The 24188-nt window shown below is 69.4% G+C and carries 23 protein-coding genes; 8 read left to right on the top strand and 15 right to left on the bottom strand.

What is annotated here, in order from left to right; translation table 11 throughout:
* Positions 1 to 261: 261 nt before the first annotated feature.
* On the bottom strand, positions 262 to 1023 hold the full coding sequence (locus tag ABZ656_RS43135; RefSeq protein WP_101404231.1) for a CDP-alcohol phosphatidyltransferase family protein: 762 nt from the start codon (positions 1021 to 1023) through the stop codon (positions 262 to 264).
* A 123-nt stretch (positions 1024 to 1146) separates the two neighbouring features.
* On the opposite strand from ABZ656_RS43135, the gene ABZ656_RS43130 reads away from it, so the two are divergent.
* Positions 1147 to 1689 carry a GNAT family N-acetyltransferase gene (locus ABZ656_RS43130; protein ID WP_360275967.1) on the top strand — a complete coding sequence of 181 codons (543 nt, stop codon included), beginning with the start codon at positions 1147 to 1149 and terminating at the stop codon, positions 1687 to 1689.
* 39 nt (positions 1690 to 1728) lie between these two features.
* Here the strand turns inward: ABZ656_RS43130 and ABZ656_RS43125 are convergent, their stop codons facing one another.
* The 11 genes from ABZ656_RS43125 to ABZ656_RS43075 form a co-directional block, all read right to left on the bottom strand.
* The gene (locus ABZ656_RS43125) at positions 1729 to 3231 is read right to left on the bottom strand and encodes a type VI secretion protein (protein WP_360275964.1); all 1503 of its coding nucleotides are present in this window, start codon (positions 3229 to 3231) and stop codon (positions 1729 to 1731) included.
* Between the two features lies 1 nt (position 3232).
* Positions 3233 to 4657, bottom strand: coding sequence for an ATP-binding protein (locus ABZ656_RS43120; protein ID WP_067371420.1), 1425 nt, complete (start codon positions 4655 to 4657; stop codon positions 3233 to 3235).
* A 14-nt stretch (positions 4658 to 4671) separates the two neighbouring features.
* Positions 4672 to 6213, bottom strand: coding sequence for an SCO6880 family protein (locus ABZ656_RS43115; RefSeq protein ID WP_101407984.1), 1542 nt, complete (start codon positions 6211 to 6213; stop codon positions 4672 to 4674).
* A 14-nt stretch (positions 6214 to 6227) separates the two neighbouring features.
* Positions 6228 to 7562: a hypothetical protein gene (locus ABZ656_RS43110; protein WP_360275961.1), complete on the bottom strand. Its 1335-nt coding sequence runs from the start codon at positions 7560 to 7562 to the stop codon at positions 6228 to 6230.
* Positions 7552 to 8412 carry a hypothetical protein gene (locus tag ABZ656_RS43105; RefSeq protein ID WP_360275958.1) on the bottom strand — a complete coding sequence of 287 codons (861 nt, stop codon included), beginning with the start codon at positions 8410 to 8412 and terminating at the stop codon, positions 7552 to 7554. The genes ABZ656_RS43110 and ABZ656_RS43105 overlap by 11 nt, the downstream gene beginning before the upstream one ends.
* A 186-nt stretch (positions 8413 to 8598) precedes the next feature.
* A complete protein-coding gene (locus ABZ656_RS43100; RefSeq protein WP_054232206.1) occupies positions 8599 to 8907 on the bottom strand; it encodes a hypothetical protein in 309 nt (102 codons plus the stop codon).
* Positions 8908 to 9490: 583 nt separating this feature from the next.
* A complete protein-coding gene (locus ABZ656_RS43095) occupies positions 9491 to 10828 on the bottom strand; it encodes a S53 family peptidase (protein ID WP_101404236.1) in 1338 nt (445 codons plus the stop codon).
* Between the two features lie 376 nt (positions 10829 to 11204).
* On the bottom strand, positions 11205 to 12563 hold the full coding sequence (locus ABZ656_RS43090) for a S53 family peptidase (protein ID WP_360275974.1): 1359 nt from the start codon (positions 12561 to 12563) through the stop codon (positions 11205 to 11207).
* Positions 12564 to 12954: 391 nt separating this feature from the next.
* On the bottom strand, positions 12955 to 13857 hold the full coding sequence (gene bla / locus ABZ656_RS43085; protein ID WP_101407986.1) for a class A beta-lactamase: 903 nt from the start codon (positions 13855 to 13857) through the stop codon (positions 12955 to 12957).
* Positions 13851 to 14087, bottom strand: coding sequence for a DUF397 domain-containing protein (locus ABZ656_RS43080; protein WP_360275954.1), 237 nt, complete (start codon positions 14085 to 14087; stop codon positions 13851 to 13853). The genes bla and ABZ656_RS43080 overlap by 7 nt, the downstream gene beginning before the upstream one ends.
* Positions 14088 to 14159: 72 nt before the next feature.
* Positions 14160 to 15005 (bottom strand): helix-turn-helix transcriptional regulator, encoded by an 846-nt coding sequence (locus ABZ656_RS43075; RefSeq protein ID WP_360275951.1) that lies wholly within the window; start codon positions 15003 to 15005, stop codon positions 14160 to 14162.
* A 386-nt stretch (positions 15006 to 15391) separates the two neighbouring features.
* On the opposite strand from ABZ656_RS43075, the gene ABZ656_RS43070 reads away from it, so the two are divergent.
* The 3 genes from ABZ656_RS43070 (at position 15392) to ABZ656_RS43060 (ending at position 18234) form a co-directional block, all read left to right on the top strand.
* A complete protein-coding gene (locus ABZ656_RS43070; protein WP_101404239.1) occupies positions 15392 to 16150 on the top strand; it encodes a trypsin-like peptidase domain-containing protein in 759 nt (252 codons plus the stop codon).
* Between the two features lie 190 nt (positions 16151 to 16340).
* Complete coding sequence (locus tag ABZ656_RS43065; RefSeq protein ID WP_101407987.1) at positions 16341 to 17342, top strand: bifunctional lytic transglycosylase/C40 family peptidase; 1002 nt, start codon at positions 16341 to 16343, stop codon at positions 17340 to 17342.
* A gap of 190 nt (positions 17343 to 17532) precedes the next feature.
* Positions 17533 to 18234, top strand: a complete 702-nt coding sequence (locus tag ABZ656_RS43060; protein ID WP_360275946.1) for a phosphatase PAP2 family protein — start codon at positions 17533 to 17535, stop codon at positions 18232 to 18234.
* 45 nt (positions 18235 to 18279) lie between these two features.
* Here ABZ656_RS43060 and ABZ656_RS43055 read toward each other — a convergent pair whose 3' ends face one another.
* Both ABZ656_RS43055 and ABZ656_RS43050 read right to left on the bottom strand, forming a co-directional pair.
* Entirely contained in the window at positions 18280 to 19863 is a 1584-nt protein-coding gene (locus ABZ656_RS43055; protein ID WP_360275943.1) for an FAD-binding oxidoreductase, read from the bottom strand.
* A gap of 190 nt (positions 19864 to 20053) precedes the next feature.
* Entirely contained in the window at positions 20054 to 20227 is a 174-nt protein-coding gene (locus ABZ656_RS43050) for a hypothetical protein (RefSeq protein ID WP_180362431.1), read from the bottom strand.
* Positions 20228 to 20344: 117 nt separating this feature from the next.
* Between ABZ656_RS43050 and ABZ656_RS43045 the strand changes: the two genes are divergently transcribed.
* Positions 20345 to 21190 (top strand): hypothetical protein, encoded by an 846-nt coding sequence (locus tag ABZ656_RS43045; RefSeq protein ID WP_360275938.1) that lies wholly within the window; start codon positions 20345 to 20347, stop codon positions 21188 to 21190.
* A gap of 132 nt (positions 21191 to 21322) precedes the next feature.
* Positions 21323 to 21508: a hypothetical protein gene (locus ABZ656_RS43040; protein ID WP_067371445.1), complete on the top strand. Its 186-nt coding sequence runs from the start codon at positions 21323 to 21325 to the stop codon at positions 21506 to 21508.
* A 44-nt stretch (positions 21509 to 21552) separates the two neighbouring features.
* On the opposite strand, the gene ABZ656_RS43035 is transcribed toward ABZ656_RS43040, so the two are convergent.
* Complete coding sequence (locus ABZ656_RS43035) at positions 21553 to 21975, bottom strand: metal-sensitive transcriptional regulator (protein WP_360275970.1); 423 nt, start codon at positions 21973 to 21975, stop codon at positions 21553 to 21555.
* A 287-nt stretch (positions 21976 to 22262) separates the two neighbouring features.
* On the opposite strand from ABZ656_RS43035, the gene ABZ656_RS43030 reads away from it, so the two are divergent.
* Both ABZ656_RS43030 and ABZ656_RS43025 read left to right on the top strand, forming a co-directional pair.
* The gene (locus tag ABZ656_RS43030) at positions 22263 to 22883 is read left to right on the top strand and encodes a DUF47 family protein (RefSeq protein ID WP_054232360.1); all 621 of its coding nucleotides are present in this window, start codon (positions 22263 to 22265) and stop codon (positions 22881 to 22883) included.
* Between the two features lie 5 nt (positions 22884 to 22888).
* Positions 22889 to 23887 carry an inorganic phosphate transporter gene (locus ABZ656_RS43025; RefSeq protein ID WP_101404244.1) on the top strand — a complete coding sequence of 333 codons (999 nt, stop codon included), beginning with the start codon at positions 22889 to 22891 and terminating at the stop codon, positions 23885 to 23887.
* Positions 23888 to 24188 lie beyond the last annotated feature (301 nt).

The raw sequence follows: 24188 nt of genomic DNA, 5'->3' as shown, positions 1-24188 counted from the left end.
AAGCCTCACAGCGCCGATGGTACTGCAGGGGGGACCCTGTGGGAGAGTAGGACGCCGCCGAACAAATTTTAGGGAGAACCCCCGTACCGGGAAATTGGTACGGGGGTTTTCTGCGTTCGGGATCAATTTTTTTGGGGCCTCTCGATTGGAGAGGCCCCTTTTTTGTGCCGGTTTACAGCCGTCCCGCTGCCTTGAGTGCCAGACACGCATCCGCGAGGGGCACACGGGGCTGTTGTTCGGCCCTGTGTGCCCCTCGCTCGGTTACTTCAGGCGGGACGACGCGACGATCGAGACGATGTGCGCGGGGACGAGCAGCCAGACGATCGCCGTCACGGCCACGGTCACGATCTTCGTCGCCGTCAGGTCGCCGAGCGCCAGGTCGACGATCGCCGTCACGAGCAGCAGGATGGTGCACTCGATGCCGTTGACCAGGCGGTGAAGGCCGACCGCGGAGGTGAGGCGGCGGACCCGGGCGAGGCCGCTGGAGCGCGGAACGACGGACTGGTCGGTGGCCTTCTCCATGCCGCTGTCGGAGCGGGCCACGTGGACGAGGTCGGAGGACGACTTCAGGAGCAGCACGCCGATCGCGGCCGCCAGGCCGGCCACCAGGTAGAGGTTCAGGCCGAGTTCGGCGGCGCGGATGCCCATGCCGACCATGACGGCGGCGTCGGCCAGGTAGGCGCCGAGGCGGTCCAGATAGACGCCGAGCGGGCTGAACTGGCGTCGCCAGCGGGCCACTTCGCCGTCCACGCAGTCCAGCAGCAGATACAACTGCATGAAGAGGACGGACAGTACGGCGCCGCCCAGGCCGGGGACGACCAGGGCGACTCCGGAGAGTACGCCCGCGAGGACCATGACCGTCGTGATCTGGTTCGGCGAGACGCGGGTGCCCAGCATCTGGCGGGTCACCCGCAGGGAGAGCGATCGCATGTAAAGGCGGCCGGCCCAGTGTTCCGCCCTGCTCTCCAGCTTGCCCGCGGGGTGGATGACCTCGCGGAGTTCCTCTAGTTGGACCTTGGTCATGCGGCTTTCTCCCCTGGGATCAATGTGAGTACAGGGAAGAGCATGACGGGGTCCCGGACGGCGGGGATCGGCAGGGTGGAATTGAGATGAGCGGCGTCGGACGCGGAGACTACGGTGGGCTCCATGAACCATGCAATTCGCTCCATAGGCGCCGACGAGTGGCCCGCGGTCAAGGAGTTGCGGCTTGCCGCCCTGAAGGACCCCGTGGCGCATCTCGCGTTCCTGGAGACCTACGAGCAGGCGGCGGCCCGGCCCGACTCGTTCTGGCAGGAACGGGCGGCAGGGGCCGCCGAGGGGGACGGGGCGCGGCAGTTCGTCGCGGTCGGACCGGACGGGGTGTGGGGCGGCTCCGTGGTCATGCTGGTCGAGAAGGCCGGGCAGCGGGACTTCTTCGATGCCGTGATCGAGCAGGAGCAGGGGCATCTGGTGGGTGTCTTCGTGCGGGCCGAGCACCGGGGGAGCGGTGTGACGGACGCGCTCGTCGACGGCGCACTCGCCTGGGCCTGGGAGCGCGGGCTTGAGCGTGTACGGCTGTTCGTGCACGAGAAGAACGGGCGCGCCGAGGCCTTCTACCGCAAGGCGGGGTTCGTGCCGACCGGGGGATCTGTGGCATCCGAGGGGAACGAGGGGACCCGGGATCTGGAGTTTGTGATCGCCAGGCCGTAGGTGCCGCCAGGTACTGGGTGTCGTCGGTCCTACGCGTGGTCAGACGGGGAGTTCGTGCTGGGGCCAGCGGGCCCTGGCCTGTTCCTGGGAGCGGAGGAGGGCCAGGGTGGGCAGGCCCTGGTCGGCTCCGGTGGCGAGCAGCTCCGGGAGCTGGGGGAGCGGGGCCACCGCGGCGACGTCGTCCAGGACGAGCGTAAGTGGTGGGTCGAGGCGACCGGAGGATGACCGTTCGGCCATGCGCCGGCCGCGCTCGACCACGCTTGAGGCGAGGGCCGTCAGGAGCGGCATCGTGCCGGGGGTCGCCTTGGGGTCCTCGATGGGTTCACCGACCACATAGAGCGTGCCCCCTTCGTTGACGAAGGAATCCAGTGTGAGGGAGTCACTTCGGTTCGGGGTGCAGGATTCGCGGACGTTGACCGTGGAGAGGGCGGACAGGGCGCGGGCCGTCAACTCCTGCGCTATGTCGCGGCGTTCCGGGTGCGAGCTGAGGGCGGCCTCGAGTTCGCCCGCCGCGCCGGAGGCAGCCTTGGGGTTCGTGCGGAGGGCTCGTACGGCGTCCTGTACCTGGCTGCCCTGGGCCCAGCGGTGGACGTGGCGGAAGGCCTTGCCCTCCACCGCGGCGGCGTGCAGATAGCTGCGCAGGAGCGTTTCGGCGACGTCTGCCATGGCCTGGTCGACCTTGGCGGTGGGGCGGACGGGGCCGAGGAGGGCGGTGGCTCTTGACGCGGCCGTCGCCTTGTCCTCGCAGCCGGTGGAGGGGGACCAGTGGAGGCGGGCCGGGGTGTCGCAGAGGTGGGAGGGGTCGTAGAGGAGGACGGGGCCGAGTTTGGCTCTGGCGTCCTTGGTCTCCGACCAGATGGCGGGGTTGGAGGTGACCACCAGGGCGGGGCCGTCCGCGTCTCGTACGGCTTGAGTTGCGGTGGTGTGGCGGGTTGCCGGTGGTGCGAGGATGAGCGCGGCTGTGGCGCGATTTCTTTCCCACCCAGCCACCCGTTGACTGTCCGCTGCCAAGGTGGCCGAGGCGGGCTGCTGCGGTTCCGTCTCTGCGGGTGGCAGCTCCGTCGGTGCCGGCGCCGGGCGCTGCACCGGAACCTCAAGTTGCGCCGGGGTTGGTTCAGGTACCGGAGCGGGGATCGGCGCCGGCGTCGGTCTCGCGTACGCCCCCGCCTTCCGTCTCGCCCGGACCGTACGCCACCGTACCCACGTCCCCATCACGAAGATGGTCAGCACGACCAGCACCATCAGCTGGCCGATGAACAGGCCCCAGAAGAGCCCGTATCCCGAGAGCTGGTCCGCGGGGGTGTCCGGCCAGGCGCCCGTCACGTCGTGCGGGTGCCCGATCAGATGCCGCAGGGCCAGGGGCGTCCGGGCGAAGGTGACCGTGTTCGGCCAGGCGCCGTGGGCGAACCATCCGGCGAGCCCCGTGGCCGACCAGATCAGGAAGGTCATGCCGAGCAGGAAGGCGAGCACCCCGACCAGCAGGCCGTCCGGGATGCCGCCCTCGCTCTCCGCCTTGCGGCGGTCCCGCGCGTTCCGGCTCATCTCACGCCACCGTGGACTCGGACGAACCGTCGAGATCGGCGAGGTGCTGCTCCACGAAGGCCGCGGCGCGTTCCTCGGCCTCCAGTTCGGCGGCACGCAGCGCGTCGTCGGCGAGGTGGTCGGCGGAGGACTCGGTCATGGCGCGGTCGGTGAAGACGAGGGGGCGTTCGGTCTCGGTGATGAGGTGTTTGACCACCTGGACGTTGCCGTTGACGTCCCAGACGGCGATGCCGGGGGTCAGGGTCGGGATGATCTCGACGGCCCACCGGGGCAGGCCGATCACCCGGCCCGTCGCCCGTGCCTCGTCCGCCTTCTGGGCGTAGATCGTGCGGGTGGACGCCATCTTCAGGATCGCGGCCGCCTCCTTGGCCGCCGCGCCGTCCACCACGTCGGACAGGTGGTGGACCACCGCCACGAAGGACAGGCCCAGGCGTCGGCCGAACTTCAGCAGGCGCTGGAAGAGCTGGGCCACGAAGGGGCTGTTGATGATGTGCCACGCCTCCTCCACCAGGAAGATGCGCTTCTTGCGGTCGGGGCGGATCCAGGTGTGTTCCAGCCACACGCCGACGATCGCCATCAGGATCGGCATGGCGATGGAGTTGCGGTCGATGTGGGACAGGTCGAAGACGATGAGCGGGGCGTCGAGGTCGATGCCCACGGTCGTGGGGCCGTCGAACATGCCCCTGAGGTCACCGTCGACCAGACGGTCGAGGACCAGGGCGACGTCAAGGCCCCACGCCCGTACGTCGTCTATGGCGACGTTCATCGCCTCGGCCGACTCCGGCTCGGGGTGCCGTAGCTGCTCGACGATGTCCATCAGTACGGGCTGGCGCTCGACGATCGTCTCGTTGACATAGGCGTGCGCGACCTTGAGGGCGAAGCCGGACCGCTCGTCGAGGCCGTGGCCCATCGCGACCTCGATGATCGTGCGCAGCAGGGCCAGCTGGCCCGTCGTCGTGATCGCCGGGTCGAGCGGGTTGAGGCGGATGCCCATGTCCAGGGCCGCTGTCGGGTCCAGGCGGATGGGCGTTATTCCCAGCTCTTCCGCGATGAGGTTCCACTCGCCGACGCCGTCCTCGCCCTGTGCGTCGAGCACGACGACCTGGCGGTCGCGGAAGCGCAGCTGGCGCAGGACGTAGGTCTTCTCCAGCGCCGACTTGCCGTTGCCGGACTCGCCGAGCACCAGCCAGTGCGGCGCGGGGAGCTGCTGGCCGTACAGCTGGAAGGGGTCGTAGATGTAGCCCTTCCCGGAGTACACCTCGCGCCCGATGATGACGCCCGAGTCGCCGAGGCCGGGTGCGGCGGTCGGCAGATAGACCGCCTGGGCCTGGCCCGTGGAGGTGCGGACCGGCAGGCGGGTCGTCTCGACCTTGCCGAAGAGGAAGCCCGTGAAGGCGTCTGTCGCGGCGGACAGCGGATCCCGCATCAGAACATCAGCTCCTACCTGCGGATTCCGGTGGCGAACGGCAGTGTGTTGACGAAGGCACGGTGGTGCTCGCGGTCGCACCATTCCAGCTTCAGATACGACTTTCCGGCGGAGGCGCGGATGGTGCGCTTGTCGCGGGCGAGGGCCTCCGGGGAGCGGGAGCTGACCGTGATGTAGCCGACGAGGTTGACGCCCGCCGCGCCGCTCGCGAGGTCCTCGCCGCGCTGGTCCAGGCGGTTGTGGGAGGCGATGTCGCGGGGGTCGACCGTGCGGTTCATCTTCAACTGGCGGCTGGCCTCGGCGTCGTCGTTCGTCTTCTCCGTCAGCATGCGCTCGATGGCGACCTCGGTGGGTTCGAGGTCCATCGTGACGGCGACGGTGCGGATGACGTCCGGGGTGTGGACCAGGAGCGGGGCCAGGAAGTTCACGCCGACCGGGGTCATCGGCCATTCCTTCACCCAGGCCGTGGCGTGGCACCAGGGGGCGCGGGTGGAGGACTCGCGGGTCTTCGCCTGGAGGTAGGTGGGTTCCATGGCGTCGAGCTCGGCGGGCCAGGCATTACGTTTCGTCATCGCCTGGATGTGGTCGATCGGGTGGTCGGGGTCGTACATGGAGTGCACGAGGGAGGCCAGGCGCCCCTGACCGAGCGGCTGGCGTACGCGGATGTCGGCTTCCTGGAGGCGCGAGCAGATGTCGGTCAGCTCGCGGGCCATGACGACGGCGAGCCCGGCGTCGCGGTCCAGTTTCTTGCCGCCCTGGGGACGGGCGGCGCGCGCCATGGCCTGGGCCTCGGCGGCGAGTTCACGGTTGTAGTGCATGCACGCGACGAGGTAGGCGCGGTGCTGCTCGCTGCTGGTGGACACCATGGACTGGAGCTGGTCGTAGGACTGCTGGAGCCAGGCCGGTGCCTTCTCGTCCCCGCGCTGGGAGACGTCCTTGGCGTGGGCGTCCGGGTCGGCGGGGAGGGTGCGGGCGAGCATCTGGAGGCGGGTGACGAAGCCGTCGCCGTTCGCCACGTGCTTGAGCAGCGTGCCGAAGCGGTCGACGAGGGCCTCCTGGTCCTCGCTGTCGCGCAGGCCGACGCCCGGGCCCTCGATCTCGATCGCGGCGGTGACGGTGCGGCGGTCGGCGTGCAGGAGTACGGCGATCTCGTCGGGGCCGAAGGGGGCCGCGAGCCAGGAGATCCGGCCGATGCCGGGCGGCGGCCCGATCTCGACCTCCTTGCCGTCGAGGCGTGTACCGGCCTCCTGGACGCTGCTGCGGTACGCCGTGCCGCGGCGCAGGTTGCGCTTGTAACTGCGGTTGATCTCGAACCACTTGTAGAACGTGCGGCGCTTGTACGGGACGTACACCGCGGCGATGGCCACCAGCGGGAAGCCCATCAGCAGCACGATCCGCAGGGACAGGACGGGGACGAGCAAGCCGCACATCATGCCGAGGAACGCGCCCGCGATGATGAGCGCGATCTCGCCGGACTCGCGGTTCCGGCCGACGATCGCGTTCGGCCGGGCGCGGCCGATCAGATATGTACGGCGGGGCGTGACCGGATGGGACACGTGGGAATCGGTCGTCAACGCCCTTCACCTCCCGTGCGGTTGCTGCTGCTGTTGCGGGTGTTGCCGGTACGTGGTGGGGGTGCGGCGGAGGGGACAGATCCGCCGCCTCCGTTCGGCGTACGGGTGCTGTGGGCGGACACGCCTCCGGAGACGGGGTTCGCGGGGCGCGGCTGGCTGTTGCCGCCGCCTGCGCCGCCTCCGCCGTTGTTGTCGGCGCGGGTGCTGTGGGTCTTGATGCCCTGGGCGACCAGGGTGGCGGGGGAGCTGATCACGGCTGCGGCCTTGCCTTCGGCGCCCTGCATGATGCGGTTGTTGCGGCCGCCTGCGATCTCGTCGCCGAAGCCGGGGACGAAGCGGTAGATCATCGCGCTGGCGAAGATGGCGAGCAGGATGATCGCGAGGCCGGAGACGACGGCGGAGAAGGAGTCCGGGCCGCCGTTGGTCGACAGCGCGCCGGCGAGACCCAGCACGATCACGATGACCGGTTTGACCAGGATGACGGCGATCATGATGCCGGCCCAGCGGCGGACGTGGCCCCACAGGTTCTTGTCGACGAGCCCGGCGTAGACCACGGTGCCGAGCAGGGCGCCGACGTACAGCAGGGCGGCGCGGATGACGAGCTCCAGCCACAGGACGCCTGCCGCCAGGATCGACACCAGGGAGACGACGATCAGCATGATCGGGCCGCCGCCGATGTTCTCGCCCTTGGCGAGGGCGCCGGAGAAGGTGCCGAAGAAGGTGTCGGTCTGGTTGCCGGTGGTCTTGGCGAGGACGTCGGTGACGCCGTCGCTGGCCGAGACGACGGTGTAGAGGATCAGCGGGGTGAACGCCGACGCCAGCACCGTGAGCCAGAGGAAGCCGATCGCCTCGGAGATCGCGGTGCCGAGGGGGACGCCTCGTACCGCCCGCTTCGCCACGGCCAGCAGCCACAGGAGGAGGGTGAGGATGGTGGACGCCGCGAAGACCACGGCGTACTGCTGGAGGAACTTCTGGTTCGTGAAGTCGACGTTCGCCGTGTCCTTGACCGCCGCGGAGAGCTTGTCGATGGTCCAGGACGCGGCCTCGGCGCAGCCCTTGGCCAGCGAGGAGAGGGGGTCGAGCGTGGACGTGGTACCGGGGTCGGGGGTACCGCCGTTGGTGCTGCCCTTTTCGCAGTACTTCTTGGCCTCGCCGACGATGAGCTTGCACGAGTCGGTCGAGGCGCTCGCGCTTGCACTGGGACCGGGGCTCGAGTTCGGCGTCGGGCTCGGTGGAGCGGCGTAGGCATGGGACGCCAGCAGAACAACCGCGGTCTGTACGGCCGCGACGGCGCCGGTGAGCCTGAGTACACGGCGCGGGCTACCGGGCATAAGTGAACCCTCCGTACTCCTCGATGACCTTGCTGATCTCGTCGGAGGTGGCGGCCTTGTCGTCGCCGGGGACCGGGGCGGGGCCGTCCTTCTGCGAGTCGGTGACGATCTTCCAGTCCCCGCCGGACCACTGGAGCTCGAAGGTCCACGTCTTCCAGGTCGAGGTGACGGGGTCGGTCGAGTTCTGCGCGGACATTCCGATGAGGCCCAGGTACCAGACCGACACCTTGGCGTCGGTGGCGCTGTACTGCTCGACCTTGCTGCCGACGGGGATCGTGCGGGAGACGAAGGTGCTGCCCTGCGGCGCGTTGCCGGCCGCGTCGAGTCCCAGTTTGTTGAGGAAGTTTGTCGAGTAGGCGTCGTCCAGCGGGCCCTGGAGACGGCCGGCCGCGGCGGAGGTGTAGAGGGTGTCGACCAGACTGTGCCGACTGGCCTTCTGGAACATGCTCGTCGACCCCAGCGCGACCGCGTAGTTCGCCGCCGCGCTCTGCGCACCCTGCTCGCTGTGTGCGAACCCCGTGGGGATGCCCCCCGTGTTCGTGTCCACCGGGCGTTGGCCCGAGGGGGCCGTGGGGGACGTTCTGGTGGCGTTGCCGCCTCCGTTGCCGGTTCCGGAGGAGGAAGAGGAATCGTCTCCTCCACGGTTCGCGAAGGCGATGGCCGCGATGAGGAGGACGACGACGCCGACCACCGTCACCAGGCTCCGCGAGGAGGATCGGCCGCGGCGGGCGCCGCCGTAGACGTCTCCGGGGCGGTCGGGGAGGCGGGTCCGGGTCTGGCCCGTCCCCCCGTATCCGCCGTCGTCGCCGCGGGAGCCGTCCCCGTATCCGGGTTCGTCACCGAGACTCATGTCGCGTACGCCCCCTCAACCTCTTCCTGAACCGCGTAGTACGACGGTAGCCGTGCTGGTTCCCGCGCGGACGCGGTGTGGTGACTCGACATCAGGGAAACGCAACCTCAGCCGGTGGGCACGACGGACGGGTGGGTCGGACAGGAAAGGAGGAGATGAGGTGAGGAGCCGGGTGCCCGGCCGAAGCTAGACGGCCATGCCGTACACGATGGTGAAGAGCGTGCCGAGGGAGCCGATGATGAAGACTCCGGTGAGGCCCGCGATGATCAGACCCTTGCCCTGTTCGGCGCTGAACGTGTCGCGGAGCGCCGTCGCTCCGATGCGTTGCTTCGCCGCTCCCCAGATCGCGATCCCGAGGCAGAGCAGGATGGCGACGGCCATCACGACCTGGATCATCGTCTTGGCCTCGTTGCCCAGGCTGCCGAAGGGACCCCAGTCCGGGGCGATTCCGCCGATGATTGTGGTGATGTCGCCCTTGTCGGCTGCGAAAAGCATGTAAGTCACCGCCCCTAGTGGGTAGTTCTGCACCCCCTGCCACTGTGCGCAGAGGTCGGGCCCATTCTCGCCGACAATGCCGCTGTCGTATGTCGACTTGGCGTCATTGATTGGCGGTTTTCGTACGAATCCCTTGTCACCGGCGTACGCGGGCCCCTTTCGGGAGGCGTGCGACGGTATGCAAAGAGTCGTATGGTCACTCTGTGTATCACGGCTGGTCACGCCGGGCAATGAAGTCGAACCGGAACCTGTGGTGTGGTTCCGTCGTTAACCCCTTCTACGACGAGTGCGGGGCGGTCGCCCCGCCGCTCCTCGCAGCATCCCTGCGTGCCCGTCGCGTTTCTGACGGGTTGTCGAGCCGATGTTCTCCGGGTCGCGCGTCCGCCCGATGTGGACGCGTGGCCGCTGCCCCGAAGGCTATCCCCGTCGCCGTGGCGCACGGAAACGGGCCGCGGCTGGTTGCCGCGGCCCGTTCCCCGCACTGCCGGAGGATCCCCACGTCCTCCCCGGCAGTTCCCCCCGCTTTCCCGGCAGTTCCCCCCGATTTCCCGTGCTTTCGGGGGCTTTACGTTTCTCCGGCGGGTCAGCCGGTGAAGGCCGAGACTCCCTCCGGGGTGCCCCAGCCGGTCGGGCCGTCGTAGCCCGACTTCGCGGTGCACAGGTAGCTGGAGCCGCAGCTGCCGTTGCTGCCGGAGGTGACGTCGTTGAGGGCCGAGGTGCCGGCCGACGCGTAGGGGAAGGACGCCGGGTAGGAGCTGCTGGAGGGGGTGCCGCCGAGGGCGTACACGCCGGCGATGATCGGCGAGGACGCGCTCGTACCGCCGAAGGTGTACCAGCCGGCCGTGACCCCGTAGGAGTCGTAGACCGAGACGCCGGTGGCCGGGTCGGCGACGGCCGAGACATCGGCGATGGTCCGCTTCGAGCAGCCGGTGTCCGTCTGCCAGGTCGGCTTCGCGTCGTAGGCGGAGCAGCCGGAGCCGGTGCCCTCGGTGCTGCTGGTCTCCCAGACGCTCTCGGTCCAGCCGCGGCTGTTGGAGCTGGTGGACAGGGCGGTGCCGCCGACGGAGGTCACGTACTTGGAAGCGGCCGGGTACTCGGCGCCGTAGGCGGAGTCACCGGCGGAGACGGTGATGGCGACGCCGGGGTGGTTGAAGTACGAGGTGTCGTAGGAGGTGTCGGAGGAGGACTCCGAGCCGCCGTAGCTGTTGGAGACGTACTTCGCGCCCAGGGTGACGGCCTCGTTCACCGCCTTGCCGAGGTTGGCCATGGTGGCGGAGGTGGCCTCGACGAGCAGGATGTTGCAGTTCGGGCAGATGGCGCTGGCCATGTCGACGTCGAGGGAGATCTCCTCGGACCAGCCGGCGTCACTGGAGGGCAGGGAGGTCGTCGAGCCGGTCTGGCTGACCTTCTTGAAGCAGCCGTTGGCCGTGGTGCAGGCTGACAGGCCGTAGTACGAGCGGTACTTGGCGAGGTCCGCCTCGGCGTTCGGGTCGTTGTACGCGTCGACGATCGCGATCGTCTCGCCCGAGCCGTTGGAGGCGGCGGCGGAGGTCAGGCCGTAGGCGCTCTGGAGGTTGCTCGGACCGTACCCGGACGGGGTGGCGGCGTCGGCGGCCTTGGGAGTGACGGTGTCCGCGTGGGCGTTGGCCTTCTGGAAGGCGGTCGTGCCGCCGGTGACCCGCAGCGCCTTGCAGGCCATCTGGCCCTTCGCGGGGGTGGAACAGGCCGGGCTCCACGTCACCTTGGAGGAGGTGGTGGCGGTCGTCGAGGTGGCCTTGGCTGCCGGGGCGGCGTTCGCGGGGCCCGCGGCGCCGAAGCCGGCGAGGACGAGAGCCGCGGTGCCGACGGTGGCCGCTCCGATACGGCGCCACCTGCCGCGTATGGCGGGTCTTGCGGGCTCTTGGGGATTCGAGGTACGCAACGGACAGCCTCCTGAGAGTGTTTGACAGGGGCAGTGCGGGTGCGCCGCCGGTGCGGTGTCCCCGGCGGAGGGCCGAGCGGCCCGCCGATGACCATCCTCTTGTTGAGTACGTGACAACAAGAGCCGTCTGGAATCCTGACTTCCGCATTACTGAACGAGGCCGCCGCGTTACTCCTCGATGGCCGCTCGATGGACTGCGGCTGAGCGCCGCTTGACTCAACTCACAGGTGGGTCAAGGGATTTGCCAAAGTTTCCGACCGGCTGGGCACAATGGCGAACGGGCCGCGGCAGGCTGCCGCGGCCCGTCTCAGACGCCGCCGGTGGATCCCCACTTGATCCGTCGCCCGGCGGCTCCGTGCCGTGCGGAGGGAAGCGATCAGCCGGTGAAGGCCGAGACTCCCTCCGGGGTGCCCCAGCCGGTCGGGCCGTCGTAGCCCGACTTGGCGGTGCAGAAGTAGCTCGTGGAGCAGGAGCCGTTGCTGCCCGACGTCACGTCGTTGAGCGCGGACGTGCCGGCTGAGCCGTACGGGAACTCCGCCGGGTACGAGCCGCTGGACGGGGTGCCGGCCAGGGCGTACACGCTCGCGATGATCGGCGAGGAGGCGCTGGTGCCGCCGTAGGTGACCCAGCCGGTGCCGTCGCCGTAGGTGTCGTAGACCGAGACGCCGGTGGCCGGGTCGGCGACGGCCGAGACGTCCGCGATCATGCGCTTCGAGCAGGAGGTGTCGGTCTGCCAGGTCGGCTTCGCGTCGTAGGCGGAGCAGCCGGAGCCGGTGCCCTCGGTGCTGCTGGTGTTCCACACCTTCTCGGTCCAGCCGCGGCTGTTGGAGCTCGCGGAGAGGGCGGTGCCGCCGACGGAGGTCACGTACTTGGAGGCGGCCGGGTACTCGGCTCCGTAGCCCTCGTCGCCCGCGCTGACCGTGATGGCGACGCCCGGGTGGTTGAAGTACGAGCTGTCGTAGGAGGTGTCGGAGGAGGACTCCGAGCCGCCATAGCTGTTGGAGACGTACTTCGCGCCGAGCTTGACCGCCTCGTTCACCGCGGTGCCGAGGTTGGCCATGGAGGAGGACTTCGCCTCGACCAGCGTGATGTTGCAGTTGGGGCAGACGGCGCTGGCCATGTCGAGGTCGAGCGAGATCTCGCCGGCCCAGCCGCTGTCGGCGGAGGGGAGGGAGGTCGTGGAGCCCGTCTGGCTGACCTTCCTGAAGCAGCCGTTGGCGACGGTGCAGGCCGACAGGCCGTAGTACGAGCGGTACGCGGCGAGGCCGGAGGCCGCGTTCGGGTCGTCGTAGGCGTCGACGATCGCGATGGTCCTGCCCGAGCCGTTGGAGGCGGCGGCGTCGGTCAGGCCGTAGGCGTCCTGGAGGTCACTGGGGCCGTAGCCGGTGGGGGAGTCGGCGGCGGCCTTGGGGGTGACGGCGTTCGCGTGGGCGTTGGCCTTCATGAAGGCGGTCGTGCCGCCGGTCACGCGCAGCGCGTTGCAGGCCATCTCCCCCTTCTTCTTCGGCTCGGCACAGGAACGGGTCCAGGTGACCTTGGTGGAACCGGCCTTGGCGGCGGTGGCCTTGCTCGCGACGGTCTTCGTCGCGGTCGTGCCGGCCGCCGCGCTCGCGTCGACGGCGGTGCCGAAACCGGCCACCAGGAGGGCGGCGGTGGCGGCGGCCGCGGAGCCGATGCGGCGCCAGTTGGTGCGTGCGGCCGATCTGTCGCCGGGTGTGGGGGACGTGGGGGGTATGGGGGGTGTAGTACGCAACGTACAGCTCCTGAGAGAGGTTGACAGGGGCGGTGCGGGTGCTGTCGCCGTCGGTGTGGTGCCCCGGCGGCCGGGCCGTGTGACCCGCGTAGACAGTCGCTTGTTGAGTACGCGACAAACAAGAGAGGTCTGGAATTCTGACTTCCGCCATACCGAACCCGGGTGATCGGGTTACCCCTCAATGGCTCCTCGATGGCTGGAAGTTGACGTCGGCTTGACTCGCTTCGCGGATCGGTCGTGCATCGGGCGAGGCGCGGGTGGTGACCGCGGAAGCCGCCGCCCGTGGGGCCGCGGATCGTACGACCGCGGCGTACACGGGGGCGGCGCCGGCCGAGTGACGACGGGGGGCCGCCGACTGTCCCGGGGGCTCGCGTCAGCCCACGGCCGCGGCCAGGACCGAGGCCGTGGCGGCGACGAGGGGGCTGTCCGCGGCGGCGTCCTGCGCGGGTTTGGTGCTGAGGACGGCGAGGGCCACGGGGGCTCCGTCCGGGGTCCAGGCGATGCCCACGTCGTTGCTGGTGCCGTAGTCGCCGGTGCCGGTCTTGTCGGCGATCGTCCAGTCCTCGGGCAGGCCCGCGCGGAAACGGTCGCCGCTGGTGGTGTTGCCGAGCAGCCACGTCGTCAGGCGGTCGCGGTCCCGGTAGTGGAGCGCGTCGCCGAGGACGAGCCGGGCGTACGTGCCGGCGATGGCACCCGGGGTGGTCGTGTCCTCCACCCGCCAGGGCTCCGCCGTGTTCAGCTCCGGCTCCCAGCGGTCCAGGCGGGTCTTCGGGTCCCCGAGCGAGCGGCAGAAGCGCGTGATCGCCGTAGGGCCGCCCAGCTCGCGGAGCAGCAGGTTGGCCGCCGTGTTGTCGCTGTAGCGGATCGCCGCGCCGCACAGTTCCCCGACGGTCATGCCGCCTGCCAGGTGCTCCGGCTCACCCGTCTTCGGTGAGTACCCGGCCAGGTCCGCCACCGTGTAGTGGATGCGCCGGGCGAGTGTCTCCCCGTGCCGGTCCAGATCCCGCAGCACGGCCGCCGCCGCGAGCGTCTTGAACACCGAGCAGATGGGGAAGCGTTCCGCCGCGCGGTGGCGCACGGTGGCCTTCGTCCTCAGGTTGTACGCGAACGCGCCGATCCTCGCCCCGTGTCGCGCCTCCAGCTCTCGCAGCCGGGTGCGGGTGTCCCGGTGTCGGGGATCCTCCGCGTACGCCGGTCCCGCGCCGAGCGCGAGGGCGGCGGCGGTGGTGGTGGCCGCGGTGAGCAGGGTGCGGCGTGTTGTCGTGGTCCCTAAGATCTCTCGTCCTCCAGTCCTTCCACGAAGTGGTCGAACTCGCCCGCCTGTACGCCCAGGACGAAGGCGTCCCACTTCTTCTGAGTGGTAGTGACGATGTTGGTGGGGTCGCTGGTTTCGCGGATGTGGACCAGGTCGTCGGCGCCGAAGGCGAGTTCGATCCAGGGGCCGGGGCCGGACGCGTCGTCCGGGGCGGCGCGGACCCAGTGGAGGTCCGGGGGGATGTCAGCCACGGGAGGCTTCCTTAGGGGTGAGGAGGCGGGCGTGGAAGGTGGCGGGCGTGGCGGTGGGTGTCTCGGTCCCTTTCACAGATCGTGGATCAGCTTGTGGATGAAGTCTCGCGAGTGTTCGGGCGCGAGGGACACCGATTCCATCCGGTCGAGGAGGGCGCGGTACATCTGCAACTGGGCTTCGGCGTCGAGGAGCACCGGACCGTGGGACTGGTCGAGGTGCACGGTGTCGAGCTGGGGGACCGGTCCGCCGGCGTAGAGGACCGACTGGCCGGAACCGGGGAAGGATCCGGTGGTGAACGGGATCACCCTGAGGGTGATGTGGTCCCGCTCGCTCATGTCCAGCAGATGCCGCAACTGGGACTTGGCCACGGTGAGGCCGCCGAACCGCATGCGCAGGGCCGCCTCGTGGATGATCGCCACCAGAGTGGTCGGGGCGTCTTCGAAGAGGACGGTCTGGCGCTTGACGCGGAACGACACCCGGTGCTCGATCTCCGGTGGTGAGAGCTCGGGCACGACGTGCCGGAACAGCTCACGGGCGTGATCGGTGGTCTGGAACAGGCCCGGGACGTGCATCGTGGCCGCGGTACGCAGCCGGCTGGCGTGGTGCTCCACCTCGGCGAGGTCCAGCAGAGCGGCGGGCAGGATCTCGCGGTACTCCTCCCACCAGCCGCGCGAGCGCTCGGTGGTCATGGTGCTGAGCGCGTCGACGAGGGCCTTGTCCGAGCAGTCGTAGTGGCAGGCGAGCGCGCGCACCCGTTCGGCGCTCACGCCCACACGCCCGGCCTCCATGTTGCTGACCTGGGTCTGCTTGATGCCCATGAGCTGACCGGCCCCGGTGGCGGTCAGGCCCGCGCGCTCCCGGAGTTTGCGCAGCTCCGCGCCGAAGCGGAGTTGGCGACCTGTCGGGTTGCTCCTCACGGGCGCCTCCGTCTCCTGGATGCCACCGGTCGCCCGGACGAGTGGTGGTCAACCCGGTGCCTGCAAACCGGTGAATGAGTTTACCGCTGGCCACTACTTTCTTACCTGAGCGCCTCGCCCCCTCCGAACCGTCAGAACCGTTCGAGCCGTTCGAGCCGTTCGAACCGTCGGATCCGCAAGTCCCGGCCGGGTTCGGCGATGTTCGTCCACAGGCTGTGGGCAATGTGGGGGGAAATGTGGAGGGTCGAGTGTGTGTGCGAGGGCCGGGGATGGGCCGTACGGTGGACCTGCCGTCGTGACTCCGTTGGCTCCCACCGGTGACTCATAGGAGATTCTCAGTGTGGTTCCAGGATTTTTCTTAATTCCGTGGGCCAGAGTGTGAACCGATGAAGCGCACCACTCGTCCCCCCGGCAACCGGCGGAACGCTTTGTTCGTCGTGGTCGTGATGCTGGCCGTCACGTCCGCGTCCGTGGCGTCCGCCGATGACGGCCCCGGGCCGTTCGGCGTGACCGTGCAGGCCGACACGAACAAGGCGAGCGCCCGTGTGGGCGCCTTGTTCGGCGCGGGTGACGGCCTGAGCGGGCACTTCTGCACCGCCTCCGTCGTGCACAGCGAGAAGCGGGACCTCCTGGTGACCGCCGCACACTGTCTTGACGGGGGCGGAAAATTGCGGTTTGTCCCGGGCTATCGGGACGGCAAGGCGCCGTACGGGATCTGGGACGTCAAGAAGACCTTCGTCGGTGACGCCTGGACCGGCGGTCAGGACGAGGACAGCGACGTCGCCTTCGCCGAGGTCGCCAAGCAGGGCGCGAAGGGCATCGAGGACGTCGTCGGCGGGAACGCCCTCGCCACGGGGCGGGAGACCGGGGCCACCGCCGTCACGGTCACCGGCTACCCCAGTACCCTCGACGCGCCGATCACCTGTACGAACAAACCGACCGTCCACAGCCGCACCCAGCAGCGCATCGAGTGCCCCGCCTTCGCCGGCGGCACCAGCGGCAGCCCCTGGGTGAACGGCGACGGGGCGGTCGTCGGGGTCATCGGCGGCCACGAGGCGGGCGGGGACACCGACGACGTCTCGTTCAGCATCGTCCTCGGGAAAGAGGCCGCGACGCTGTACAAGGCGGCGCGCAAGGCGGGTTAGGGGCGCGCCGGGACGGGTTAGGGGCGCGCGGGACGGGTTCGGAGTGTGCGGGAGGGCATCGGAGTGTGCGGTAGGGGTTCGGGGCGCACTTCGCGCCCCCGTTTCTTGTCGTGTGTGATCGTTTCCTCACGCAGGGGTCGCCTCTAGACTGACGTCCGGCGGACTCCCGGGCGGCGAGGGGCGGTTGACGGTGCGTAAGACGTGGGTCGTGGTGACCGCCGTCGCCGGGGTGGGACTCGCCTTCATGTCGGCGCTGGTCGTCGGCGTCTACATGGTGGCCGGGAACCTCGCCAACGGGGTCGGCGGCGGATCGGTCGGTCTCGCCAAGGGCGCCGTGCCGGCCGCGTACCAGACGCTCGTACAGAAGTGGGGCAATCTGTGCGGCGCGATCAATCCGGCACTGCTCGCCGCACAGCTGTATCAGGAGAGCGGGTTCAACCCGAACGCCAAGAGTCCGGCGGCGGCGGAGGGGATAGCGCAATTCATCCCCGGCACCTGGGCCACGCACGGAATCGACGGCAATGGGGACGGCAAGCGCGACGTATGGGACCCGAATGACGCGATTCCGTCGGCGGCCTCCTACGACTGCAAGCTCGCGTCCTATGTGAAGGACGCGCCCGGGAACGTCACGGAGAACATGCTCGCCGCTTACAACGCGGGGGCCTACGCGGTCATCAAGTACGGGGGCGTGCCGCCGTACAAGGAGACCCAGAATTATGTGAAGACGATCACGACTCTGGAGAAGAGCTTCGCGCGGCCGGTGAGCCGGGTGGATCCCTCGCAGCAGGCCGCCGCGGCGATCTACTACGCGCAGAAGAAGCTCGGCACGCCCTACCTGTGGGGCGGCAACGGAACCGCTGACCAGGGTGGACGCTTCGACTGCTCGGGTCTGACCAAGGCGGCGTACGAGAGCGTCGGAGTCACCCTGCCGCGCGTCGCCAACGACCAGTACAACGCCGGAGCACACCCCGCGCGCGCGGAACTGCTTCCGGGCGATCTGGTGTTCTTCTCCGACGACCTCACCAACTCGCGGGCCATTCGGCACGTCGGTATCTATGTGGGTGGCGGGTACATGATCGACGCACCGCGAACGGGTGCCGTCATCCGCTTCGACCCCATCGACACCCCCGACTACTTCGGCGCCACGCGCGTGACCGAAGATGGCGCGAAAGCGTTGCCGACGACGGTTTGATCCCACCCCTGAGCTGCGGCGATGTATCTCTCTTCGATAACGTCTGCGTGATCATTCGGTGGAGGGTGGAACGTACTGAGGGGGAATGTGCGTTCCTGTTGACGTAGAGCTGATCTACGACCACGGGGGTGGATCGGGCGGCGCACGAAAGGCTGCGCCCGCGGAAAGACGACGAAGGGGCCGCAGCACCATGGCTGGACTCGCCGAATCCGGTTCGAACCCCGACGTGGACCTGCTGTACGACATCAACGGCCTCGCCAAGGACGCGCCGCACTGGTTCGACCGCGGCATGGAGTTCGTCGGCGAGTACGGGCTGCTGCTCGCCATGGTCCTGCTGGTGCTGTGGTGCTGGTGGACCGTGCGGCGGCGCGGCGACGAGAACGCCGCCGCGTCGGTGGCCGCACTCGTCTGGGCGCCCCTCGCGGCCGGCGTCGCGGTGCTCGTGAACGTGCCGATACGGGGCTTCGTGGAGAGACCCCGCCCCTTCGTGGACCACCAGGGGCTCGACGTCCTGGTCAGTGGCAAGACCGACTTCTCCTTCGTGAGCGACCACGCGACCCTCACCATGGCGATCGGCGTCGGGCTGTTCGTCGCGAACCGGAAGTTCGGGCTCGCCGGGATAGGGATCGCACTGCTCGAAGGCTTCTGCCGGGTCTACATGGGTGTGCACTACCCGACGGACGTCATCGGCGGCTTCGCCCTCGGCACCGCCGTCGCCCTGCTGCTGTCCCCGCTCGCCATGGCCCTGCTGACCCCGGTGATGAAGGCCGTGGAGCGCTCGCCGCGCGCCGGATGGCTGATCCGGGCGCGGAGCGCGGGGCGTGCGGGGCAGGAGGCGCTGATTCCGGAGGCGCGGGCGGAGCGGCCCGAGGAGCCGGACCTCGCGGCGTAGCGCTCCCCTACAGGGTGTTCTCGGGGCGCTTCCCCTACGGGGCGCTCAGAGCGCCTGGGGGAAGGTGAAGAAGCGGTTCGGGTCGTACTGCTTCTTCAGGGCCGCGAGGCGGGTCGCCGCGTCGCCGTAGTACGCCTTGCGCCAGTTGGTGAGGCTCGCGTCCGTGTAGTTCTGGTAGGCGGCACCGGAGGAGTAGGGGGCCATCGCCGAGTGGGCGGAGGTCAGCCAGGACTGGACCGTGGTGCCGGAGGCCCCGGCGCCCCAGGAGGCGAAGTACTGGGCGAGCATCCGGGAACGCCGGTGCACGAAGGCCGTCGCGGTCGGCGAGACCCGGTTGACCGCACCGCCCAGCGCGGTGAGCGCGATGCTGCCGGCGCCGCCGCGGACCGAGGAGATCTGGTTCAGGAGTGTCTGGATGCCGGCCGCGGAGATGGACCGGTCGAAGAAGTCCGAGCGGGCCGCGAACGTATCGCGGCTGAGGGCACCCTGCGGGGAGCGGCCCGGCGTCGAGCCCGGCAGATGGCACTGGGCCTCGGTGGGGAAGGAGGAGCAGCCCGCGTACGCCTCCATCGACTCCTTGTACGTGTGCTTCTTGAGCGAGACGCTGCGCGCGGGGGCGCCGATCTTGGTGGCCAAGCGGTCCACGGCGTTCTGGAGTTCGCCGTACGTGCCGAGGGAGAAGGCGGCCACGGCGACGGTGGGGGTGCCGCTGCCGTTCTCCAGGTGGAGCGAGGACCAGATCTCGTCCGGCTGGCCGGGGCCCCACTCCTGCCAGGCCTTCACCACGGCGGCGGCCTTCGCCCAGGGCCAGGTCAGGTACGCCGACACGGCCTGCGGGGCGGCGTGCGTCTTGAAGCGGAGCTCGGTGACGACACCGAAGTTGCCGTTGCCGGCGCCGCGCAGGGCCCAGAAGAGGTCCTTGTTCTCGCTCGCGTTCGCCACGAGCTGCTTGCCGTCCGCCGTGATCAGCGTCGCCTGGGTGAGGCTGTCGCAGGTCAGGCCGTACGCCCGTGACACCACGCCGTGGCCGCCGCCGAGGGTCAGACCCGAGACGCCGACCGTCGGGCAGGAGCCGGCCGGGATCGTGACGCCCTTCGCGGCGAGCGCCCGGTAGACGTCGATCAGCTTGGAACCGGCGCCGACCACCGCCTCGTTCGCGGACGCCCGGATCGTGTTGAGCTTGGACACGTCCAGGATCAGCCGGCCGTTTCCGGAGGACCAGCCCGCATAGGAGTGGCCGCCGTTGCGGATCGACAGCGGGATGTTGTGGGCGCGGGCGTAGGCCATGGTCGTACGGATGTCGTCCGCGTGGGCGACGTACGCGACGGCGGTGGGCTTCAGGGAGTCGAAGCGGGTGTTGTACAGCTGGTGGGCCGCCGTCCAGCTGCGGTCGCCGGGGCGGACCAGGGCGCCGTCGAGGTCCTTGGCGAGGGCCGTCCAGTTGGCGGCGGCGTGGGCGGCTGTGCCGGTGCCGGTGCCGGTGCCCGTGCTGGTGGTGGCCGTGCGTATCGAGGTGCCGGCCGTCTCCGTGGCCGCCGCCTTGCCCCCGCTGCTCTTGCCCTTGCACCCGGCCGTGGCCGCCGCCGCGAGTGCGGCCGCGCCGCCACCGATGAACGTACGCCGTTGCATGTGCGCCTCCTGTTGCTTCCCGTGCGTGGGACGAGACGTGTGCCGGGTCCTGGGGGTTCCGCGGCGGACGGGCGCGGGACGGAACCGGGACGTGACCGTGATCCCGCGCGGATCTCGCCCCATCCTGAACCTGGGGTGGGTCTTTTCGGCTGAGGCTGGGCGAGAGGTTCGTCACGCCGCTTACGGGGCGCTATGCGAGCGGGGTGCTCTCCATGTGGCCCTCGGCGTCGGTGCGGGCCAGGCTGCGGGCGCGGCGGGCCGGGCCTCGCCAGCCGCAGGTGCAGCGCGCCAGACAGAAGCGACCCTGCTCGATGGTTGTCGTCCGGTGTTCCTGGACGGGATGGGTCTCCTCCGGCTGCGCCACACCGACAACGTTACCCAAGGCAAGCAAATGAATCGCCGCCGCGTGACGGCCGTCCCTACCCGTCGTTAACCGGAACGACAGGAGGCCCGGGACGGACCGGCTGGGGGTCGGCGGACGATGGTGGCGCAGCAGCAGAGTCGGACGGGCACGGGCTTCGTCGCGGTCGCGGTCGCGGTGGCGGGGCTCATGGTCTGCGTCGGCGGATGTTCCGTCGGCCGGGCCGGCGCCGAGGACGCGCGTGAGGGCGTCACCTCCGTCGAGGTACTGCACCGGGCCGCCGCCACTCTGGAGCGCGCCGGCAGCGCCAAGACCCGCACGTCGATGGAGATGGCCACCGGCGGGACCCGGGTCACCATCCGCGGCCAGGGTGTCTACGACTTCAAGAAGCAGCTGGGGCAGTTGAAGGTGCTGCTGCCGCAGGATCCCGCGGGCGCCGTCGAGCACCGGCCGATCACCGAACTCCTCGCCCCGGGAGCCCTGTTCATGAAGAACCGCGGAGCCGGTGTGCCCGCCGACAAATGGGTCCGCGTCGACACGGCCACCCTCTCCGACGGAAATCTCGTGACCGGCGGCGCCACCGACCCCTTCGCCGCGGCGGAGTTGTTGCGGGGCGCGCGGACGGCGACGTACATGGGGAGGACGGAGGTGGCCGGGACGCCGGTGCGGCACTATCGCGGGACCGCCGACCTGGACATCGCCGCGCGGAGCGCCTCGCGGGGGAACCGGAAGGCACTCGCGGCGGCGGCGAAAGGGTTCGCCACGGCCGAAGTCCCGTTCGACGCCTACCTCGACGACCAGGGGCGCGTCCGCAAGCTCCGGAACCGGTTCAGCTTCATCAACGGGCGGCAGAAGGGCACCGTCGCGGTCGCCTCGACGACCTTGCTGTACGACTTCGGGGTCCCCGCCCGCGTACGGCTGCCGGAACCCGAGGACATCTTCGCGGGGAAGATCGCGGAGCCGTAGACGTCCGTCCGTCGGCGTGGCTGCCGGTCCGTGTATGAGGAGGAGTTGAGGGCTGGAAATGGCCCTTCCGTGCCATGCGCGGTGTGTAGGCCGCTCCCTACTCTAGGAAGTCGGTGACGGCAGGAAGAGGTGATGCACGTGGCTCCGGTCGGCGGTACGGCAGTTCAGGACCACGTGGCCCTCGCCGAGATCGAGCTGTGCGGCGACCTGATCATCGCGGCCTCGGCCGCTCACGAGGAGCGGCTCAGCCTGGAGAGCATCGACGAGGTACTGAAGGTCGCCGAAGAGCGCACCCGGGGGAGCGGCACGGGGGAGTAGGCCCGCTTCACGTGCGCGCTTCGGTATCCCCCCGTGTGCGTGTGTCATGTGCGCAGCAGGCGGCCGATCGCCTTCGTGGCCTCCTCGACCTTCGCGTCGATCTCCTCGCCGCCCTTGAGGGCCGCGTCCGCGACGCAGTGGCGCAGGTGTTCCTCGAGGAGCTGGAGTGCGAAGGACTGGAGGGCCTTCGTGGAGGCGGAGACCTGGGTGAGTATGTCGATGCAGTAGACGTCCTCGTCGACCATCCGCTGCAGACCGCGGATCTGGCCCTCGATGCGCCTTAGCCGCTTGAGGTGCTCGCCCTTCTGCTTGTGGTAGCCGTGGATGCCGCGGTCGTGGTCGGTGACGACGGCTCCGGCCTCGACGCCTCCGGCCTCGGCTCCCCCGCCCGCGACGTCCTCGCTCCCGGTTCCGTCGCTCCCAGTTCCGTCGCTCCCGGCTTCCTCGGTCTCGGTGGGGGCCTGGATGTTCGAAATGTCCTGGACGTCCTGAGCCGATTCGGCCCTGTCGGAGGGCGCCGTCGCGCCGGCCTCGGTGGTCGTCATCGCGTCCTCCTGATGGTCCGGTATATATACCCCTGGTGGGTATATGGTAACGAACTTTGCTGGGTATAGGGCCCTTGCCGGATGCCGGGACCGGACCCTGTGCTGACCACTGTGCCTGATGGGCGACACTGGGGGACGGCCGGTTAGCCGTGGCCGGATGATGCGCCTAGCATCAGCCTGACCGAACAAAAGGACCCCGAGGACCTCAAGTGCGCTTTCGTCTGACCCCCAGGGAGACGAGCTTCTACGACATGTTCTCCGCCTCCGCGGACAACATCGTCACGGGCTCGAAACTCCTGATGGAACTGCTCGGGGCGGACGCCTCCGCTCGGGCCGAGATCGCAGAGCGCATGCGGGCCGCCGAACACGCCGGTGACGACGCCACTCACGCGATCTTCCACCAGCTGAACTCCTCCTTCATCACGCCGTTCGACCGCGAGGACATCTACAACCTGGCCTCGTCCCTCGACGACATCATGGACTTCATGGAGGAGGCCGTCGACCTGGTTGTGCTGTATCAGGTCGAGGAGCTCCCCAAGGGCGTGGAACAGCAGATCGAGGTACTGGCCCGGGCCGCCGAGCTGACGGCCGAGGCCATGCCGAACCTGCGGACGATGGACAACCTCACCGAGTACTGGATCGAGGTCAACCGGCTGGAGAACCAGGCCGACCAGATCCACCGCAAGCTGCTCGCCCATCTCTTCAACGGCAAGTACGACGCCATCGAGGTCCTGAAGCTCAAGCAGATCGTGGATGTGCTGGAGGAAGCGGCCGACGCGTTCGAACATGTGGCGAACACGGTGGAGACCATCGCCGTCAAGGAGTCCTGAACTTCGTGGACACCTTTGCGCTGGTCGTGACCATTCTGGTCGCGCTCGGATTCACGTACACGAACGGCTTCCACGACTCGGCGAACGCCATCGCCACGTCGGTGTCCACGCGGGCGCTGACCCCGCGGGCCGCGCTCGCCATGGCCGCGGTGATGAACCTCGCCGGTGCGTTCCTCGGGAGCGGGGTGGCGAACACCGTCAGCAAGGGGCTGATCGCGACGCCCGAGGGGTCGAAGGGGATGGGAATCCTCTTCGCCGCGCTCGTCGGGGCGATCGTCTGGAACCTGGTCACCTGGTACTTCGGGCTTCCGTCGTCCTCCTCGCACGCGTTGTTCGGGGGACTGGTGGGGGCCGCGCTCGCGGGCGGTACGAAGGTGTTGTGGTCCGGGGTCGTGGACAAGGTCATCATCCCGATGTTCCTTTCGCCGGTCGTCGGTCTGATCGTCGGCTATCTGGTCATGTGCGCGATCATGTGGCTGTTCCGGCGGGCCAATCCGCACAAGGCCAAGCGGGGGTTCCGTATCGCGCAGACGGTGTCCGCGGCGGGGATGGCGCTCGGGCACGGTCTGCAGGACGCCCAGAAGACGATGGGTGTCGTGGTGATGGCGCTCGTCATCGGTGACGTCCAGAAGTCGGACGACCCGATCCCGGTGTGGGTGAAGATCGTCTGTGCGGTGATGCTGTCGCTGGGTACGTACGCCGGTGGGTGGCGCATCATGCGGACGCTCGGGCGCAAGATCATTGAGCTGGATCCGCCGCAGGGGTTCGCCGCGGAGACGACGGGGGCGTCGATCATGTTCGCCACGGCGTTTCTCTTCAAGGCGCCGATCTCGACGACGCATGTCATCACTTCGGCGATCATGGGTGTCGGGGCGACGAAGCGGGTGAACGCGGTTCGCTGGGGCGTCGCCAAGAACATCGTCATGGGGTGGTTCATCACGATGCCGGCGGCGGCGTTGGTGGCTGCCGCGAGCTTCTGGATCGTGAACCTGGCGTTCCTGTAGGCCGCGGCCGCAGCAACGCCCCTCGCCCCCGCCGCCCCTACCCACCCCCATCCCAGGGGCTCCGCCCTTCCAACCCCACCAGGGGCTCCGCCCTTCCAACCCCACCAGGGACTCCGCCCCCGGACCCCGGCGGGGCTTCGCCCCCGGCCCCCCAGGGCTGCTGCCCCCCGCACCCCCGCGCGTGACTCTGCCCCCGGACCCCTGCGGGGCTGCCGCCCCAGCCCCTCGCGGGGTTCCGCCCCTGGACCCGATCGAGGGCTGCCGCCCCAGCCCCTCGCGGGGTTCCGCCCCTGGACCCGAT

It is taken from the genome of Streptomyces sp. NPDC007095 (assembly GCF_040634475.1).
Classification (GTDB): domain Bacteria; phylum Actinomycetota; class Actinomycetes; order Streptomycetales; family Streptomycetaceae; genus Streptomyces.
Note: the sequence above shows the minus strand (reverse complement) of the source record. Positions and strands in the feature narration are given on the sequence as shown.